Source organism: [Clostridium] aerotolerans DSM 5434 (assembly GCF_000687555.1).
GTDB lineage: Bacteria > Bacillota > Clostridia > Lachnospirales > Lachnospiraceae > Lacrimispora > Lacrimispora aerotolerans.
Genome location: NZ_JHWJ01000008.1, coordinates 117,907 through 131,323, shown reverse-complemented (window position 1 = coordinate 131,323; position 13,417 = coordinate 117,907). Strand labels below are relative to the sequence as shown.

Sequence of the window (13,417 nt, the reverse complement as noted above, 5' to 3'; positions counted from 1 at the left end):
CTATGATACATCGCATACATGAACTGGTATGGGGGCCATGGCTTCTCCTTCTCTTTCTTGGCATTGGAATTGCATATACCATAAAAACCGGATTTTTTCAAATCAGGAAACTACCCTTTTGGTGGATGCAGACCATTGGAAGCATACGAGAGGAAGAGGATGAGAAAAAAGGGGTTACCAAGTTCCAGACCGCCTGTACCGCTCTGGCAGCTACCATTGGTACGGGCAATATTGTTGGAGTTGCAACGGCTCTTACCGCCGGAGGACCTGGCGCCATATTCTGGATGTGGGTATCTGCAGCCATTGGTATGATGACAGGCTATGCGGAGACCATGCTGGGGATTCGCTACCGGTACCGGGATCATAAGGGCGCCTGGGTCTGCGGTCCCATGGTCTATTTAGAGCGTGGCTTAAAAAAGCCTTATCTTGGAATGATCTACAGCTTTCTTTGTATCATGGTATCTCTTGGAATGGGAAGCATGGTACAGTCTAATTCCATTGCAGAGACTATGGAATATTCCTTTGGCATTCCTTCTGTTTCTATGGGGATTTTTCTGACCGCAATGGTCTTTTTAGTCATTCTTGGAGGAATCAGCCGAATTGCATTTGTTTCAGAGCGTCTTATTCCTATTTCCGCTGGAATCTATATGCTGTTTTCCATGGTGGTTATTATGTCCTGTTTTGATAAAATTCCATATATTTTTCAGTGTATTTTTAAAGATGCGTTTCAGCCGATCTCTATTTTTTCAGGAACCGCAGGCTATGGAATCAGCAGAAGCCTGCAATATGGCATATCCAGAGGCGTTTTTTCCAATGAAGCGGGGCTTGGGAGCATGGCAGTGCTTCATGGGGCTGCGGAAGATACCACACCGGAACAGCAGGGCATGTGGGCCATGTTTGAAGTGTTTTTTGATACCATTTTAATCTGTACCATGACTGCCTTTGTCATTCTTTGCATGACAGATGGAGATGCGGCTGGGTCTGGATATGACGGAGCTGCCCTCACGGCCTACAGCTTTTCCAGAAGACTTGGACCATTGGGACAGTATGTGGTATCCGGTGCCATGCTGGTCTTTGCTTTTGCCACCATCATCGCCTGGTACTATCTGGGACGTCAGGCCGCGGGTTATCTGGCAGAAAGCCTGAAAAAGAGAAAGAAGCTTTACATTCTTCAGCGAATATTAAGAGGTAAAATTTACACCATGCTCTATCTGGGCGCCGTTTTCCTTGGCTGTCTGGCAAAGCTTGAGACCGTATGGGAATTCTCCGATATTTGGAACGGGCTTATGGCGCTTCCCAATATCATTGCACTGATTGTTCTCATGAAGGAAGTCAAGGTTCCCAAATAACAATACATAAAAACATTGAAAAAGGGGGTAGTTTTCCGTGTGTACTGCATTTTGCCTGCAATCAAAGCAGGGGGAAACATTTTTTGGAAGAAATATGGATTTCTCTTACGATATCGATCCTCATCTTTACATCATTCCATCGGGGTATGAATGGAACAACATACTGACAGGAGGAAAATTTCGCGACCGGTACCGCTTCATAGGCATCGGTCAGGAGCTTGAAGGTTTGCTGGGATTTTTTGATGGTGTCAATGAAATGGGGCTTGCCATGGGGGCTCTTTACTTTGCCGGCTATGCGGATTATGATGGGGTCTTACAGACCGGCAGAGAGGAAACCGTGGCTTCTTTTGATTTTCTCCACTATGCACTCGGGAAATGCGCCAATGTGGAAGATCTGAAAAGACAGCTGAAACAGGTGCGGATTACTGGTGCCATGGACCCGGTAACAAAGACGGTAGCACCTCTTCACTGGATCGCGGTAGACCGAAGCGGAAGCTCCATCGTAATAGAAATCACATCGAATGGCCTTGAGGTTTATAGAAATACCATAGGGGTTTTAGCAAACAGCCCGGATTTTAGCTGGCATATGACAAATTTAAGAAATTACATGGAAGCAAGTCCTGCCCAGACAGAAGAGGTCTATTGGGGAGATACCCGGCTGACCCCCTTCGGACAGGCGGGAGGAACCCAGGTGCTTCCAGGCGGCTATACCTCTCCAGCCCGGTTCGCCCGCACAGCCTATTTAAAATCCTTTCTTCCCATGCCGGAAAACCGGAACGAAGCGGTTATTTCCTGTTTTCACGTCATGGAGAGTGTCACCATACCAAAAGGAGCAGTTATAAGCAGCCGGGGCCACTATGATTACACCAAGTATACGGCCTTTATAAACACCGCCACCTGTGAATATTTTTTTAAGACCTATGACAATCTTCAGGTGGGAACCGCAGGGCTGTTTGAACATGCATCCACCCTTCCTGCCCTTATGAATCTGGGCGGAATATAATATAGACTTTAGCAAAATATTATAATTACAATAAAAAACATTGCATGGTTTAGAGGAAGCTAAACCATGCAATGCATTCGGCAAAAATATATCTAAAAAAGGGAGGAGGGCTGGTATCTCGCTACCAGCCCGTATTATGAAAAAAATCTTCTTAGCAATTTTCTTTACACTGTCATTATATCCAGGAAACATGAAGAAACCATGATGTTTGTGTAAAAGGTTTTTGAATGAAATTTAAACAAAATATGAACAACTGGACAAAAACAAAAGGATTTGATAAAATACAGACATATGTAAGCCTAAGGGCGGGAAAGGAAGTAAAATATGAAAAATCCTGTGATTACAATTACAATGGAAAATGGAGATATAATCAAAGCAGAGCTCTATCCGGAGATCGCACCTAACACAGTGAATAACTTTTTAAGTCTGGTAAAAAAAGGATTTTATGACGGCCTGATTTTTCACAGAGTCATCAATGGTTTTATGATTCAGGGCGGCTGTCCTCAGGGAACAGGAACCGGTGGTCCTGGCTACTCCATTAAGGGTGAATTCAGCCAGAATGGCGTTGCCAATGCATTTAAGCATTCAGAAGGCGTGCTTTCCATGGCAAGAGCCATGCATCCTGATTCTGCAGGCTCCCAGTTCTTTATTATGCACAAGCCAGCTCCTCATTTAGATGGTGCTTACGCTGGATTTGGTAAGGTGATTGAGGGTATGGATATTGTGGACAAGATTGCTGACGTGAAAACAGATTATAACGACCGTCCTATGAGCGAGCAGAAGATTAAGTCCATGACAGCAGAAACCTTTGGCGAAGAATATCCAGAACCAGAAACCGTATAAGGCCATGACTCTGGAACGGGAACTTATGATAGAAGGAACTGAATATAAGATTACCGTGTCTGACGATTCCAAAGCCCTGTGTTCTGCTTATGCAGAAGGCAGGGCTGTTATTGGCTTATGGGACAGAAAAAAGGAGGGGCAGTCTCTCTCCCCTGCTTCCTATCTGGTGGAATCGGTAGATGACATAGACGATGAATTTCTGGAAAAGGTGGTAAGAAGAAGATACGGACTTCCCTTGCAGATTAGAAGGACAGACAGGCTGACCATAAGGGAATTCATAGAAGAAGACAGCGTAGAGATTCCTCATGAAGCCGATGGAGGAAAGAACGGGGAAATCTTTTGTCATCCTGATTCTTTAAAGGACTATATCAGATGCCAGTACGGCTTTTATGAATACGGCGTATGGGCTCTCACAGAGAATGAGACAGGACGGCTGGTGGGAAAGGCTGGAATCTTCCCTATGGAGCTTTCCGGTCTGGAAGAATTGTTACCCTTTATAAAAGAAAATGATACCCCGGTGGAGCTGGGATATCACATCTTTACTTCCTTTCGTAGAAAGGGATATGGCTTAGAAGCGTGCAAGGCGATCATCACCTATGCCGGTGAAGAGATATCTCCCAGAATCTATGCAAGGATTCAGGAAAATAATCTGCCCTCTTTAAGGCTTATAAAGTCTTTGGGCTTTACCCTTACAGCCCGAACATGTAGCGAATCAGGCCAAGGGCTGTGTCTGTATGAGTGGAATTTACCATAACAGAGAGAATGGGTCCATCAACGAGAAGGCCGGTCTTTTTCTCAAAATCCTCTTTGTCGATCTCAATGCCCACAGCCATCTTCTCTCCGGTTTCTTCAACGGTTACGAAATAAAGCTTATCCTTTACCTTCTCATACTCCTGCGGGGAGAGAAGCTTTTTTAAATCCATATAGCCTTCCATCTTACCAAAGTGGTCAATGGAATCCTTCCTTGCAATCATGACGTCCAGCTCCTTGCTGGTAATCATGGCAGAGAGCTTTGCCAGCTCCGCATAGGTAAAATCGCTCATGGCTGACTCGTCAAAGGAAAGAGACATAGAGTAATTGACTTCGATTTTCGTATCCTCCGGCAGATTGATGTATTGACGAAAGTCTTTATCAAAATAGTCGTCGGGAGAGGTGGTCTGGCTTGTGAGCTGGCTGTTTAAGATTACACAGTTTAGGGCTGTTTCAAACCGGTTGTTATAAACCGCAGAGCCAATGGAAAAGATAAGGAATAGGGCCACCACCACGCTGATGATCGGGATCTTATAATACTCCCAGATATACCAGAGCTTGTCCTTGCCGTTCATATCCTTAAGCTTTCTTCGTTCCTCACGCATGGTGTCCTTAATGGTCTTGTCTTCGTAGGGGGTCATGATGTGCTCCTTTTTCTATCATATTCCAAATTCTTTATTGATTATATCATATTACCAGAGAATTTTTAAAAAATAATTCTAAATTTTCCATGAAATAATTAAGAATGTTTGATTTTTATTGGTAAATCCGCTATAATGACTTTTGACGCTAGAGAGAGAAGGGGAATGACATATGCTATCAGGTTTTTTTAATTATGATAATCCGGTGTGGCGCTTTATTGGCAAATTCGGAGATTTGATACTCTTAAATATTTTATGGCTTATATTCAGTATACCGATTTTCACCATTGGAGCTTCCACCACGGCTGTATATTATGTGACACTGAAGCTTGCAAGAGATGATGACGGTTACACCATTAAATCCTTTTTCAAATCATTTAAGGAAAACTTCAAGCAGGCAACAGCAATCTGGCTGGTGCTTCTGGCCATTGGTGCCATTCTTGGAGTGGATCTGTATTTCTTTGCCAGATTATACACTGGTTCCGGAACCTTAAAAACAGTAATGCTGACCGTATTCCTGGCTATGACCATTGTATACGCAGCCGTATTCATGTACATTTTTCCATTGCAGTCCAGATTTTATAATACCGTAAAGAAAACCTTTTTTAATGCGTTCTTTATGTCATTACGTCATTTATTCCGTACCATCGGTATGATTGTAATCAACGCAGCCTTGATTGCCACGGGATTTATCTTTGTGATACCTCCGGTCCTCATGATTTTCATGCTGTTTGGATTTCCGCTTCTCGCATTTATAAATTCATACATTCTGTCTCCTGTTTTTGAGCAGTACATGCCTAAAAAAGAAGAGCATTCCGATGAGATGAGACCGCTTTTTATGGATGATGAGGAACCCATCAGCAGCAGTTTAATGGGAAAGGGTGACGAAAATCCCAAAGAAGATTCCGAGGATATGTAATTCATAGTTTGGACACCATATAGACACAAAAAGAGGTTATACTTAATTTCCGTGATAAGGAATTACCAGGGAGGTGGAATATGACCGAGGAAGAGTACCTATGCTTTGTCCAGCCTTACGAGGATGCCCTTAAGAACCTAAGGGTCAGAGTGGATGTACTGAATCAGGATTACAGAAGGAAGTACCAGAATTATCCCATTCATCACATCCAGCACAGAATTAAGCAAAAGGAAAGCATTGAGAATAAACTTAAAATCAATGGACATGAAATCAGTATCGATTCGGCCAGAAACTATCTGACAGACATTGCAGGTCTTCGTGTGATCTGTTTCTTTGTAAGAGATATTTATGGAGTCGTGAACCTGTTAAAAAAACAGAATGATATTGTAATTATAAAAGAGAGCGACTATATTGGGAAACCAAAGGCCAACGGCTATAGAAGCTATCACATAGTGTTCGGTGTACCGGTCTATCATACGGATGGAATGGAATATTATCCGGTGGAAATCCAGCTTCGTACCATGTCCATGGATCTATGGGCCAGTATGGAACACAGGATCTGCTACAAAGGAAATAAGGAAGCCGAGGCAGCTAGAGCATTTCAAAATTATGCCGCTTCATTAATGCGTATGGAAGAGGCAATGGAAGAATTTTTATAATTGAATCAGCACTGAAAGGGACTCCGCAGAATATCTGCTGGAGTCTTTTTTATATTTATTACTTGAAAAAATGGTACGGGGCAGGATATACAAGAAACGGTTACGAAAGACTTTCATTATAGTGAAAATGCCAAAACAGAACGAATCAGCCCCTTTATAACTGAGAATTTTTACCGTGTAAACATCATATGATACGTTAAAAGAATAACGCTTGTACTTTTCTTCATTTGGGTATATACTAAATACTGTATACAAAATAATATAAAAAAACAATTTGAAACAAAAGAGAGGGCTGTTTGCCTATGATAAGACATCTGGGATTAAAAGCATATGGAAAAATTAATCTGGGGCTTGATGTTTTGCGGAGAAGGGAAGACGGATACCACGATGTACGAATGATCATGCAGACCGTGGGCCTTTATGATAAGATCGATATTTACTTAAAAGAAACACCAGGCATTGAAATCGTTACCAACCTGTTTTACTTACCAGTCAATGAGAACAATCTGGTATACAAAGCGGCAAAGCTTTTAATGGACGAATTTCATGTTACCCACGGGATTCGGATCAATTTAAAGAAATTCATACCGGTTTCCGCTGGAATGGCAGGGGGCAGCAGCGACGCGGCTGCCGTATTATTTGGAGTGAATAAGATGTTCCAGCTTGGACTTACCAGGGAAGAGCTTATGGAGCGGGGCGTAAAAATCGGTGCAGATGTTCCTTACTGTGTGCTTCGGGGAACCGCTTTATCGGAAGGAATCGGTGAGATTCTTACTCCTCTTCCGGATATGCCCCAATGTCAGGTGTTAATTGCAAAGCCTGCGGTAGGGGTGTCCACCAAATTTGTTTACGATAATCTTAATCTGGAAAAGCTTGAAGCTTCGGACCATCCGGACATTGACGGGATTATAGAGGCCATCGAGAATCATAACATCCATCAGGTGTCCCAGCGCCTTGGAAATATTCTTGAAACGGTTACCATTAAGGAATATCCTGTCATCGCGCAGATTAAGGAAAAAATAAAGGAGCTTGGAGCTGTAAACGCATTGATGAGCGGAAGTGGCCCTACGGTGTTCGGCATTTTTACAAGCCCCAGGGCAGCGGAAAACGCATATGAAGAGCTGCGTTATGGAAAGAGCAAGAACCTGGCAAAGCAGGTTTATTTAACGAATTTTTATAATACCAAGGAGGTTACCAATGGGCAATGATTTAAAGGTCAATATGAATGAGTATCTGCCACTTCGTGATGTTGTGTTCAACACACTGCGGCAGGCAATTTTAAAAGGAGAGCTGGCACCAGGAGAGCGTCTGATGGAGATTCAGCTTGCAGAGCGCCTTGGAGTCAGCCGTACTCCCATACGGGAAGCCATCCGTAAGCTTGAGCTGGAAGGACTTGTACTCATGATCCCCAGAAAGGGCGCTGAAGTAGCAAAGATCTCTGAGAAGAGCTTAAGGGACGTATTAGAGGTACGAAGATCCTTAGAAGAGCTTGCCATCGAGCTTGCTTGCCAGAGAATGCTGCCGGATGCTGTCGAAGAGCTGGAGCAGAGGCAGGAAGAATTTAAAAATGCTGTGTTAAACGGAAATCCCATGGAGATTGCGGAAACGGATGAAGCATATCATGATGTCATTTATAAAGGGACCTGCAATGACAGACTGATTCAGATGATCAACAATTTAAGAGAGCAGATGTACCGCTACCGTCTGGAATACATTAAGGATGAAGATAAGCGCCAGATTCTGTTGCTGGAGCATGATCATATATTGGAAGCAGTAAGAAGACGCAAAGTGGAAGAAGCCAAGGAAGCGATGCGGGAACATATTGACAATCAGGAAATTACAGTCTCTAAAAATATCAAAGAACAGGAATAAGGAAAGGAGAGCTTTTATGACATTTAAGGAAAAATATCTGACAGGTGAGATCGAGTTTGAAGCCATTGATGATTATGTGGATGAATGGAACAGCGGCAGCTCACCCGAGACCCTTGCCCGCTTTCTTGGTCTGAATGAAGAAGAAGAGGATGTGTGGATCGAGGACAGCGATGAAGCATTAAAGGAAGTTTTGGACAGGAAAAAGTAAAGGATTGAGAAATTTTATTAAATAAATATAACCTTTCTTGACAAGGTGACAACGTGTCATTATAATAAGTGGCAGGTTATCACCTTTTTGTTTCATAGGAAACAAGTCCTGTGGAACAAAAGCCCTTACGGGCTGGAAGCACATGCTGCGCTTAAGAAAGATTATCACTGATGTGACGATGCATCAGCAAGGGAGTCTGGCGTGCCAGACTCTTTTTTTGGAATAAGAGTCTGCTTTGCAATTCGGACTCATTGTTTTGCGCAAATATAGATGAGGGAAAAAGTGAGGTGAAGAAATGCCTACGGAACGATTTTATAACCTTCCGAAGGAAAAAAAGGAAATCATAAAGCAAGCGGCCATGGCTGAATTTGTCCGGGTGCCGTTTGAAAAAGCTTCTATTAATAAGATCATTAAAGAAGCTGGCATATCAAGGGGAAGCTTTTATACATATTTTGAAGATAAGCATGATATATTGGCTTACATATTTGAGGATGCTGCTGAGAACTTTCAGTGCGCCTGGGAGAGAAGTGCGAAAAAGAACCATGGAGATCTCTGGAAGACCATGGAATCACTTCTTGATGGAAATGTTTTTGATTCACAGGAGACTATCCTGCAGTTAGTTAAGAATATCGTAGATAGTGTTCAGATGTATGGAGTGACCAATCATTTATCCCGGGATATGTCACCAGGTCAATTTACCATGCTTATGGTCATGTATGAATCCATTGACAAATCTGATTTCAGAGATCAGAGCATAGAGACCTTTGGCATGCTGATATCCATGATTTTTTTCGAAATGGCCAGAGGCCTGGAATGGTATTATGTACATCCGGAAGATAAAGAGAAAATTAAGGAAGTTTTCCGGGAAAAATTAGATATTTTACAATATGGAATTCGTAAACAGAATTTAAAATGATTATGAGACAGAAGGAGTGAAATATGACAAAGAAGAAGATGATTACAATCGCCGTAGCCGTAATCGCAGTCGTTGCGGTGGCAGGTCTGTTGATTCCAAGAATTCTAGGGGGTAATAAGGATGAGATCGTAGCAGAAGTTCCCCCTGCCGTTACTGTGGTAAAACCGGAAAACAGAAGCATTCAGTTAAGCAGCGAACTGATAGGTACCATTGAACCGGATAGTATTGTTTATGTTACACCACTTGCAAACGGTGAGATTACCAATGTAGGCGTACAGACCGGAGATATGGTAACGGCTGGCCAACTCCTTTGCGTCATTGATACAAAGCAGGTAGAAAGCTCTAAGATCACTGCGGAGACCGCAAGAGTCAGCTATGAGGATGCCAAGAAGAATTTAGACAGAATGACCGTACTTTATCAGGCGGGAGATGTTGCTGAGGCAGATTATCAATCACTGGTAGATAAAGTACAGCTTGCAAAGCTTCAATATGATAATGCTAAGATTGGTTATAACATTCAGCTGGAAAGCAGCCAGGTGACAGCACCTATTTCTGGAAAGGTGGAGAGCTTTAATGTAAAGGCACATGATATGGTTTCTCCAAGCACAGTTCTTTGTGTCATTTCCGGAGAAGGCGGAAAAGCGGTTAACTTTTATGTTCCGGAACGAATTGTAAATGGTCTTAAGACCGGTGATACCATTAAAGTGGAAAAGAACGGAACTGACCGCGCAGCAACCATCACTGAGGTCAGCACCATGATCGACCAGGCAAGCGGATTGTTTAAAGTAAAGGCATCCATACCAGATGGCAACACTCTGGCAACCGGTACCTCCGTTAAGCTCTATGTTGTGTCTCAGAAGGCAGACAATGTTCTGACCGTACCCGTCGACAGTGTTTATTATGAAGGCGGAAACCCATTTATTTATACATATGCAGATGGAAAACTGAAAAAGAATGCAGTAACTGTAGGTTTGGCCGATGACAGCTTTATGGAGGTCAAAGAAGGAATCGGTGCTGATGATCAGGTAGTTGCTACCTGGACCAGTGAATTATACGACGGTTCTTTAGTGACCCTATCAGATGGAAGCAGCAAGGAAAATCAGACAACAGAAGAAACCGCACCTGAAAGCAAAACCGAGACAGAGGGAACCGCATTAGAAACTTCTGGATCAGCACAGTAAGGGGGCGGAGATATGGGAATAACGAAACTTGCGCTAAAGCGCCCCGTCACCACCGTCTTAGTGGTAATAAGCCTTCTTGTATTCGGCTTATCCTCTGTGTTTTCCTCAAAGCTTGAACTGTTTCCAGAGATGAATTACCCCATGCTTACGGTCAGTACCGTTTATCAGGGGGCCAGCCCTGAGGATGTAAACGATTTAATTACCAAGCCCATAGAAAATGAAGTAGGTACTCTGTCGGGTATTAAAAATGTTCAGTCCACTTCCAAAGAAAATGTATCCATCATCATGCTGCAGTACGAGTACGGCACCGACATGGATAAGGCATACTCTGACTTAAAAAAGAAGATGGATAACATAAAGCTTCCTGATGATGTAAAGGCACCTACCATTATGGAGGTTGATATCAGCGCCATGCCAGTTATGACTCTGGCGGTCAATGATACCACACAGGATAATCTTTATAACTTTGTTAAAAGTGATATTGTTCCGGAATTTGAAAAGATTTCCTCCATCGCAAGCATTGATACCAATGGTGGACGGGAAGGTTATATCAAGGTCCGTTTAAATCCGGAAAAGTTAAACCAGTATCACTTAAGTATGAATGCCGTTGTACAGTCCATTCAAGCGGCTGACTTCACTTATCCGGCAGGAACCACAGGAGTCGGAAGCAGAAATCTTGCGGTTAGTACATCTGTCGATGTAAATACAGCAGAAGAGCTTAAGAAAGTTCCGGTGGTAGCTGGAAATGGTAAGACCATTTATCTGGAAGATATTGCAGAAATCGGCGATACGGTTAAGAAACAGGATGCCATCGGCCGGTATAATGGAAAAGATACCATTACTTTATCCATTAACAAACAGCAAAAGAGCAGTGCCATTGATGTTTCCAATCAGGTTAAAAAGACCATTGAAACCTTAAAAGCAGATCATAAGAATATGGACATCGTGGTCATTGACGACACCAGCACTCAGATCAAAGCTTCTTTATACAGTGTATTAGAGACTATGATCCTTGCCGTTATTATTTCCATGGTCATCATCTATCTCTTCTTTGGAGATATCAAGGCTTCCCTGATTGTCGGAAGCTCTATACCGGTTTCCATACTGGTTGCCCTTATCTTAATGTCGGCCATGGGATTTTCCATGAACTTAATTACCATGAGCGCCATCGTTTTAGGTGTAGGTATGATGGTAGACGATTCCATTGTAGTATTAGAGAGCTGCTTTAGAGCTCATAAAGAAGAGGATTATGAAGGGTCTGCGGTGGAGGGTACCAAGCTGGTGCTCCAGTCCATTTTAGGCGGTACCATTACAAAGTGCGTTGTTTTCATTCCTCTTGTGTTCCTTGCTGGTCTGACAGGTCAGATCTTTAAGCCACTTGGCTATACCATTGTATTTTGTATGATGGCTTCTCTGCTTTCAGCGATGACCATTGTTCCACTTTGTTATGCCAAATACCGTCCAGTGGAAAAACACAACTCTCCATTAGGTGGTATTATAAAATCCCTTCAGCACGGTTACCGTAATTTAATTGGAAAGCTTCTTAACAGGAAAGCAATGGTTCTCATTGTATCCGTGCTCCTTTTAGTCGCTTCCTTCATGCTGGCAGGAAAGATTGGCTTTGAGCTGATGCCAGAAGTGGATCAGGGTACTATTTCCATTACAACAAAAGTGAAGCCAGGTCTTAAGATAGAAGAGGTAGATAAGGTTCTTCAAAAGATTGAGACCATTGTAAGTCAGGAAGAAGACTTAAAATCATATACATTAACCTATGGCGGATCGGCCATCAGTTTAAACAGTACCTCAGATGCAACCCTGACCGCTTACTTGAAATCTGACAGAAAGCTAAGCACCAAACAGATCATTAACAAATGGAAGAAAGAGATGGGTCAGCTTCCTGACTGTAACGTTTCTCTTAAATCAACTTCCAGCATGGAGTCTGGCGGTTCGAAAAATGACTATGAAGTTATCTTAAAGGGCGCCCAGCTTGAACGTCTGAAAAGCACAGCCGATCAGATGGTATCCGAGCTTACGGCTCGCCCAGAGCTTATTAAGGTCCATTCTGATCTTGAAAATGCCGCTCCGGTTATTAAAATCAAGGTAGACCCCATTAAGGCCGCTGCCGAGGGCATCGCACCAGTGACTGCAGGCGGAATGCTTAACAGTATGTTAAGCGGAGTGGAAGCCACCAACTTTGACCGGGATGGTCAGGAGATATCCGTTAAAGTAGAATATCCCGATGACTCCTATGATACCCTTGATAAAGTAGAGGGAATCATGGTGCCCAATGCGACCGGCGGTTCTGTGGCTCTCACAGACATTGCTTCTGTTGGATACGAAGACAGCCCTGCTACCATTTCAAGAAAGAATAAACAGTATCAGGTTACTGTAACCGGGTCCTTTACCGATAAGGTTAAGACAGAAAAAGACAAACAAAAGGCCACCAAGGAAATTGATGATCAGGTGGTTAATAAATATTTATCCGATACTATCACCAGAGGTCAGAACAGTGAGGCAGAATCCATGTCCGAAGAGTTCGGAGGACTGTTCCTTGCCATCGCAACAGCTATTTTCCTGGTATTCGTGGTATTGGCAGCCCAGTTTGAATCACCAATTTTCTCACTCATGGTTATGGCTACCATCCCATTCAGCTTTATCGGTGCTTTTGGGCTCATGCTCATAACCAATGTAAGCATCAGTATGACCTCGCTTCTTGGTTTCCTGGTGCTCATCGGTACGGTTCTTAACTCCGGTATCCTTTACGTGGATTGTGCCAACCAGTTTAATGAAACCATGGATACCAGAAGTGCTGTTATTGAAGCAGGATTTACACGACTCCGCCCTATTCTTATGACAGCGTTGATCGCTATCTTATCTCTGATTCCTCTTGCAAGAGGTGGAGAGAATGGAGAGATGATGCAGGGCCTTGCCCTTGTTAACATCGGAGGCCTTGCGTCTTCCACCTTTTTATCTCTTCTGGTGCTCCCCGTACTCTATTCTATTTTGAGACGGAAGAAAAAGGAGAAAAAAGTACCTTCATAAATAATACGTCCCTGCCTCATTACCAGTTATGGAA

General features: G+C 43.1%; 13 protein-coding genes. 12 read left to right on the top strand and 1 reads right to left on the bottom strand.

What is annotated here, in order from left to right:
* Positions 1–2: 2 nt before the first annotated feature.
* The 4 genes from T546_RS0112695 (at position 3) to T546_RS0112680 (ending at position 3,949) form a co-directional block, all read left to right on the top strand.
* Positions 3–1,349: an alanine/glycine:cation symporter family protein gene (locus tag T546_RS0112695; protein ID WP_026891929.1), complete on the top strand. Its 1,347-nt coding sequence runs from the start codon at positions 3–5 to the stop codon at positions 1,347–1,349.
* 37 nt (positions 1,350–1,386) lie between these two features.
* Positions 1,387–2,352, top strand: a complete 966-nt coding sequence (locus T546_RS0112690; protein WP_026891928.1) for a linear amide C-N hydrolase — start codon at positions 1,387–1,389, stop codon at positions 2,350–2,352.
* A gap of 324 nt (positions 2,353–2,676) precedes the next feature.
* On the top strand, positions 2,677–3,195 hold the full coding sequence (locus tag T546_RS0112685) for a peptidylprolyl isomerase (protein ID WP_026891927.1): 519 nt from the start codon (positions 2,677–2,679) through the stop codon (positions 3,193–3,195).
* Positions 3,161–3,949 carry a GNAT family N-acetyltransferase gene (locus T546_RS0112680; RefSeq protein WP_051629802.1) on the top strand — a complete coding sequence of 263 codons (789 nt, stop codon included), beginning with the start codon at positions 3,161–3,163 and terminating at the stop codon, positions 3,947–3,949. The genes T546_RS0112685 and T546_RS0112680 overlap by 35 nt, the downstream gene beginning before the upstream one ends.
* Here the strand turns inward: T546_RS0112680 and T546_RS0112675 are convergent.
* Positions 3,885–4,586 (bottom strand): hypothetical protein, encoded by a 702-nt coding sequence (locus T546_RS0112675; protein ID WP_026891925.1) that lies wholly within the window; start codon positions 4,584–4,586, stop codon positions 3,885–3,887. The two genes, T546_RS0112680 and T546_RS0112675, sit on opposite strands and share 65 nt — an antisense overlap.
* Positions 4,587–4,758: 172 nt before the next feature.
* Here T546_RS0112675 and T546_RS0112670 point away from each other — a divergent pair, with 172 nt between their 5' ends.
* The 8 genes from T546_RS0112670 to T546_RS0112635 all read left to right on the top strand — a co-directional run bounded on the left by T546_RS0112670 (position 4,759) and on the right by T546_RS0112635 (position 13,383).
* Positions 4,759–5,505: a YesL family protein gene (locus T546_RS0112670; protein ID WP_026891924.1), complete on the top strand. Its 747-nt coding sequence runs from the start codon at positions 4,759–4,761 to the stop codon at positions 5,503–5,505.
* 80 nt (positions 5,506–5,585) lie between these two features.
* Positions 5,586–6,164 carry a GTP pyrophosphokinase gene (locus tag T546_RS0112665; protein ID WP_026891923.1) on the top strand — a complete coding sequence of 193 codons (579 nt, stop codon included), beginning with the start codon at positions 5,586–5,588 and terminating at the stop codon, positions 6,162–6,164.
* 302 nt (positions 6,165–6,466) lie between these two features.
* Entirely contained in the window at positions 6,467–7,372 is a 906-nt protein-coding gene (gene ispE / locus T546_RS0112660; protein WP_024834831.1) for a 4-(cytidine 5'-diphospho)-2-C-methyl-D-erythritol kinase, read from the top strand.
* Entirely contained in the window at positions 7,362–8,036 is a 675-nt protein-coding gene (locus T546_RS0112655; RefSeq protein ID WP_026891922.1) for a GntR family transcriptional regulator, read from the top strand. Before ispE ends, T546_RS0112655 begins: the two co-directional genes overlap by 11 nt.
* A gap of 16 nt (positions 8,037–8,052) precedes the next feature.
* Positions 8,053–8,244, top strand: a complete 192-nt coding sequence (locus tag T546_RS0112650) for a hypothetical protein (RefSeq protein ID WP_026891921.1) — start codon at positions 8,053–8,055, stop codon at positions 8,242–8,244.
* A 295-nt stretch (positions 8,245–8,539) separates the two neighbouring features.
* On the top strand, positions 8,540–9,160 hold the full coding sequence (locus T546_RS0112645) for a TetR/AcrR family transcriptional regulator (RefSeq protein ID WP_026891920.1): 621 nt from the start codon (positions 8,540–8,542) through the stop codon (positions 9,158–9,160).
* 23 nt (positions 9,161–9,183) lie between these two features.
* Positions 9,184–10,341 carry an efflux RND transporter periplasmic adaptor subunit gene (locus T546_RS0112640; protein ID WP_026891919.1) on the top strand — a complete coding sequence of 386 codons (1,158 nt, stop codon included), beginning with the start codon at positions 9,184–9,186 and terminating at the stop codon, positions 10,339–10,341.
* A gap of 12 nt (positions 10,342–10,353) precedes the next feature.
* Positions 10,354–13,383 (top strand): efflux RND transporter permease subunit, encoded by a 3,030-nt coding sequence (locus T546_RS0112635; protein WP_026891918.1) that lies wholly within the window; start codon positions 10,354–10,356, stop codon positions 13,381–13,383.
* The last annotated feature ends 34 nt before the right edge of the window (positions 13,384–13,417 follow it).